This is a genomic window from Okeania sp. SIO2F4, from assembly GCF_010672385.1.
In the GTDB taxonomy this organism is placed as follows: domain Bacteria; phylum Cyanobacteriota; class Cyanobacteriia; order Cyanobacteriales; family Microcoleaceae; genus Trichodesmium.
The window spans coordinates 1-4,930 of the sequence record NZ_JAAHGT010000740.1 but is presented as its reverse complement, the minus strand read 5'-3'; the positions used below and the strand labels follow the sequence as shown (position 1 = coordinate 4,930).

The 4,930-nt window shown below is 35.5% G+C and carries 5 protein-coding genes and 1 pseudogene; 4 read left to right on the top strand and 2 right to left on the bottom strand.

The annotated features are described in order from the left end of the window. Nucleotides 1-323 precede the first annotated feature (323 nt). Entirely contained in the window at nucleotides 324-2,045 is a 1,722-nt protein-coding gene (locus F6K22_RS31675) for a hypothetical protein (RefSeq protein ID WP_293107426.1), read from the bottom strand. Between the two features lie 503 nt (nucleotides 2,046-2,548). Between F6K22_RS31675 and F6K22_RS31670 the strand changes: the two genes are divergently transcribed. The 3 genes from F6K22_RS31670 to F6K22_RS31660 all read left to right on the top strand — a co-directional run bounded on the left by F6K22_RS31670 (nucleotide 2,549) and on the right by F6K22_RS31660 (nucleotide 4,442). Next, nucleotides 2,549-3,640, top strand: a complete 1,092-nt coding sequence (locus F6K22_RS31670; protein ID WP_293107423.1) for a metallophosphoesterase family protein — start codon at nucleotides 2,549-2,551, stop codon at nucleotides 3,638-3,640. A gap of 399 nt (nucleotides 3,641-4,039) precedes the next feature. After that, nucleotides 4,040-4,156, top strand: a complete 117-nt coding sequence (locus tag F6K22_RS31665; RefSeq protein ID WP_293107420.1) for a helix-turn-helix domain-containing protein — start codon at nucleotides 4,040-4,042, stop codon at nucleotides 4,154-4,156. Next, nucleotides 4,107-4,442 carry a hypothetical protein gene (locus F6K22_RS31660; protein ID WP_293107428.1) on the top strand — a complete coding sequence of 112 codons (336 nt, stop codon included), beginning with the start codon at nucleotides 4,107-4,109 and terminating at the stop codon, nucleotides 4,440-4,442. Before F6K22_RS31665 ends, F6K22_RS31660 begins: the two co-directional genes overlap by 50 nt. Before the next feature lie 6 nt (nucleotides 4,443-4,448). Here the strand turns inward: F6K22_RS31660 and F6K22_RS31655 are convergent, their stop codons facing one another. Further along, nucleotides 4,449-4,697: a hypothetical protein gene (locus F6K22_RS31655; RefSeq protein ID WP_293107417.1), complete on the bottom strand. Its 249-nt coding sequence runs from the start codon at nucleotides 4,695-4,697 to the stop codon at nucleotides 4,449-4,451. Nucleotides 4,698-4,851: 154 nt separating this feature from the next. Between F6K22_RS31655 and F6K22_RS31650 the strand changes: the two are divergent. Further along, a pseudogene (locus F6K22_RS31650) lies at nucleotides 4,852-4,930 on the top strand (transposase); the annotation flags it as partial.

The window sequence follows — 4,930 nt, the reverse complement described above, 5'->3', positions numbered from 1 at the left end:
CGTCAAAGGATTTTCAGTTGCATCCTCACTAAAATTCTGATATCATAAATCCTATAAGGGTTATCTCGCCCATATACATGATTTTTTATTCAACCAAAAAACCTATAGTCTCTTAGGGATAGAACTCGGTTCCCCTTCCCGTTTCGCTGCGCGACATGAAAGGCAGAGCAAGTGCGGCAGCTATATCGCCAATACTGTAGAAAGAAAAATCAATCAAAAAGAAAGATAGCAAATAGGTTCCATATACAAAAGCAATGCTCTTAATACCACAATGCTCAACATGAAACCCAAAGCAAAAAGCTAAAATCTTGCGTAACTAAATCTTAACCATTCACTGCAGATGGTTGATCGTCAATAGGAATTCTAGGAAAACTAGGCAAATCTATTACTCCTAATGATAAGTCCTGTTTTTCTGGAACTTCTGACACCACATCCTCCTCAAAAGGTTCAGACTCAAATATAGGAGTGTTCCAAGTTGGTAAATGTAATTTACTACTTGCTGGTGTTGCTTGTTCCATATCTTGCTGCACTTCCTCTGAAACTTCAGAAAAATCTTCTGCATCTATTTCTGTTTCTAGTTCAGGTTGATACTCACAAACATTCCACTTTCCTGTAGATATATTCCATGATATACGTTCGTGTTTAATCTCTGTGTTTGATTCTTCTTCAAAAGTCTCTACTTTTTTAAGTTCTGCTATAACCTTATTTTCTTCCAATCTTTCTACTTCCTGATATTGACTTTGTGCTTCAGCTAAATCATTTTCTATAACCACATACTCTCCTGCTTCTGTATCTTCTAAAATATCATTTTGGGATACTTCGTCTACTAATTCATAATCTGGAACTTCACCTATTCTACTAAATGAGGGTAGGCTAGGATTTAATGTACTTTCCCTAACATTAGGAAAAAAGTCATTCTCAGGAGTATTTTCTTCTGATGATGATACTTGTTGGGGTGTTGTCAAACCTTGAGGTAAATCTAACTTTTTTTCCAAATTAATCTTAGCAATACCTATTTCTTTCTTGTCAAGAATAGATTCTTCTTTTTGTTTATTTTTTATTTGCGCAGACCAAGGTTGAACTGGCTCTGAATTTATCAGAGGTAATATTTTCGTGTTGGTCTGAATGAAAGGATTTTCTTCATTAGAAGGTTTAGATTTAGAACTTATCTGAGATGTTTCTTCTTTTAAAGGTTCTGATTTAGAACTTACTTGAGGTGCTATAACTGGAGATAGTTCTGTAGGTCTTTCTGTTAGTTGATTTACCGTATCTATTCTCCCCGGCATTTCCAAGCATCTTTCTAAAGCTGCTTTAAATTGCATAGTTTGTTGCTGCTGGCGGTATAGTCTTGAGCGTAACTCTCGGCAACTATTTTCTAATTCTTTAAGATGATAACTTTGTTGGTTATAAGATTGTTTGGTTAACGCACATTCTCTTTCCATTTGTGCCTGTTGTTGTTCACTATTTTCCCACTTATCTGTTAGAGACTCCACTAAAACTTCCTGGCGCTGAATAATTTGATTACACAATTCTAGTTTGTAGAATAGACGAGTTACCTGCTGTTGAGTTGTTGCTAGTTCTCTAGTTCTTTCTTCTAGTAACTTTTCTTGATTTTCTAGAGTTTTCTGACATTCTTCTAAAGATGTTTCTAATTCTGTAACTCGATTTATCAGTTCACGGTTACATTCATGCAAAGCTTCCATAAGATTTGCAGATTCTAGCTCTTCAGTAGAGTCTTTTGTCAAAACTACTTTAACTTCTGGAACTTCCTGGGACTTTCTTTCAGTTCTATCTTGATTATCTAACCTTAAATCTTTTACTTCTGGTGAGGTTGTTTCTAATACTGGAATTGAATCTACACTAATAGAATCAGGAAAATTAACGGTCTCCCACTCATCCTCATCATTCTCTGGAGATGTTTGTTTTTCTGGAGCTAGATGTTCTTCGATTTTGTCCAATTCATAAGTGTGGTCCAGTTTTTGGTGATTTACTGGATCATTTGTTTCTGGTAAGTGCTGGTTTCCAGGAAGTTCAGCTTCTGGCATTGCTTTCACCTAGAGTCTACAAATTGCCTTATTGTTTCTATCTTTAATCTTAATGTTATCATCCCTGACCGTCAACTATAGCAGAAGTCAGAAGTCAGAAGTCAGAAGTCAGAAGTTAAATTCACAGAACAAACTATATTTGAGAGGGGCGAGAATGTCCTAACCACTCTGGTGACTGCTATATTTTGTCTCGGCAATACCCTTAATCATACATTTAGTTATACATTTGGCCAAGAAATACATTTTATTCTATGGCTTTAAGCATTTCCTTGCCAGAATGCTCCACAAATAGCTATTAGCTATTAGCTCAAGTCACAGCTATTGATTATAAAGGATTTCAATTTTTTTAATCTCCTAAGACTTTATTATTTATATTGCTATAGATTTGCAGCAGTTTGAGATTTATGGCCATATTTTTATTTCTCACTAATTGTGAAATACAATGGAAATCTAGAGAAATAATTAATATATTGATTTAGCCTAACTTCCAGAGGACTTTTTCCATGGCTTTAAATTTTAGATTTGCTGTTGCGAGTGACTTACATATTGCAGTCCCTCATACTATTGCTGAACAAGCACATCGTTTTCATTTAGTAGAAGTTAGTATTCCTGCTTTGGAACTGGTACTCGAACATTTAAGTAAATTAGATATTGATTTTTTACTACTACCTGGAGACTTAACTCAAGATGGTGAACCAGAAAATCATACCTGGTTAAGCAAAAGATTAGCTGCACTTCCTTACCCTGTTTATGTAGTTCCTGGTAATCACGATGTACCTGTCAAATTTGCCAATGATTATTCTATTGGTTTAGCAGATTTTCCTAGTTATTATCATCATTGTGGATATGATTATCAGCAACGATTATATTATACTGAACAAGTATTGCCTGGAGTGCGAATAATTGGGTTGAATTCTAATCAATTTGATACTTCAGGGAAACAAGAATATACTGGTGGTTTAGAGACAGAACAATTAGACTGGTTGCAGCAAATTTTAACCACTGCTGAAGAGGAATTAGTGATGGTAATGATACATCACAATGTGATTGAACATTTGCCAGACCAATCTAATAACTCTCTTGGTCGTCGTTATATGTTAGAAAATAGGTTGGTATTGTTAGATATTCTCCAATATGCAGGTGTTAAGCTTATATTTACTGGTCATCTTCATGTTCAAGATATTGCTGAATATCAAGGAATTTATGAAATTACAACTGGTTCTTTAGTTAGTTATCCTCATCCTTATCGGATAATTGATTTTAGTACTGATGCCAATGGTCAACAGTCTTTAAAAATTGAGAGTCATCGCGTTAATTCTTTGCCCAACTTACCTAATCTGAGTAATATTTCTAGGGAATGGATCGGCGATCGCTCTTTTCATTTTATGTCTAAACTTTTGACTAACCCTCCTTTAAATTTATCCCCAGAAGTTGCCAAAAAACTTGCTCCTAGTCTGCGTTATTTTTGGGCTGATATTGCTGCTGGGGACGCTGTGTTAGACTTTCCTAATTTTCCGCCTCATGCTCGACGCTATTTTCAAAGTTTTAGTACCACAAATAATATTGACAATAATGCAACTTTACTGTTGCCATAAAATTTTGTCTATTTGTCTAAGTAAAGTAAATTATTCAAGAAAAATAATTGAGAACTTAGAATCCACCTCTTTTTTAAGGGAGGAGGAAAAGCGTTTCATGTCGCTCCGCGTTTCGCTACGCGATATGAAAAACGCACGTTGTGCGGAACGCTAAACGGCGGTTGAAACCGCCAGGAAAGTTAAACGACACATAGTTTATTAGACCTACGAATCAGTTGGACTTTTTTCGGAGAAAATTGCCTAATAACAATGGTATTAATAGGGAAAATCTTAGAAAGTTCAGTAATAACTCTAATTTCCATAAAATTGGGTCTCAAGCCTCGCCCTTCTAGGGCGACTTTTTAGTTGCTAAATTATTCGATAAATATGTTATTATACTGTTAGTTGAAAACTCAGATTATGAAAGCTAGATTTAAGTATCTTATATATCCAACACCGGGACAAAGGCATCGATTAGCAAAGCTATTTGGTTGCGTTTGCTGGCACAACGCTACGCGAACGTGTTGTTTGGAATGATAGTCTAGCTTGCTCTCAAGAAAAATACAAATCAGGAAGTAACAAACCCACTAACTCACAGCTGCAAAAACAGTTTATTACTCAAGCAAAAAAGACTGAATATAGAGAGTGGCTTTCAGAAGTTTCTAACATACCATTGCAGCAATCTTTGAATGATTTAAACCAAGCTTATCAAAACTTTTTTAAATCAACAAAAGGCCAGAGAAAAGGTAAACCTGTCAAGCCTCCTAAATTCATGCATCAGGAAATCAAAACAAACTGCAAGATTTACAAAAGGAGGGTTTAAAATTGGTCAACATAAAGTTCCTAGCAACGCTAAGATTGGAAAGCTGAAAATTGTTTGGTCAAGAAAGTTACCTGCTGCTCCATCATCAGTAACAATTATCAAGGACTCAGCTAATAGATATTTCTTGAGTTTTGTAGTGGAAACATTACCTCGAATTTTGTCTAAAACTGATAATTCAGTACGTATAGATTTAGGTATTAAAACCTTTGCAACCTTGAGTAATGGTACAAAGTTTGATGCACCAAAACCACTCAAAAAACGAATTAAGAAGTAGCCTCTTGCCTCCTCCGGAGGAGCTGCGCTAACAGAGGAGCTGCCTCTTGCAGAGGAGCTACGCTAACGCTAACGAAAGTTAAGCAAGTCGTTATCTGATAAAACTAAAGGGTCTAAAAGGTATGAAAAAGCACGGATTAGAGTAGCTAAATTCCATGCCAAGCTGAAAGATACAAGGACAGATTTTATACATAAGTTATCTACTAAAATAATTA

Bases quoted from the DNA above. Each gene is read 5' to 3' on its own strand.
- F6K22_RS31675 (WP_293107426.1), bottom strand. From the start codon at position 2,045: ATGCCAGAAGCTGAACTTCCTGGAAACCAGCACTTACCAGAAACAAAT.
- F6K22_RS31665 (WP_293107420.1), top strand. From the start codon at position 4,040: ATGAAAGCTAGATTTAAGTATCTTATATATCCAACACCGGGACAAAGG.
- F6K22_RS31670 (WP_293107423.1), top strand. From the start codon at position 2,549: ATGGCTTTAAATTTTAGATTTGCTGTTGCGAGTGACTTACATATTGCA.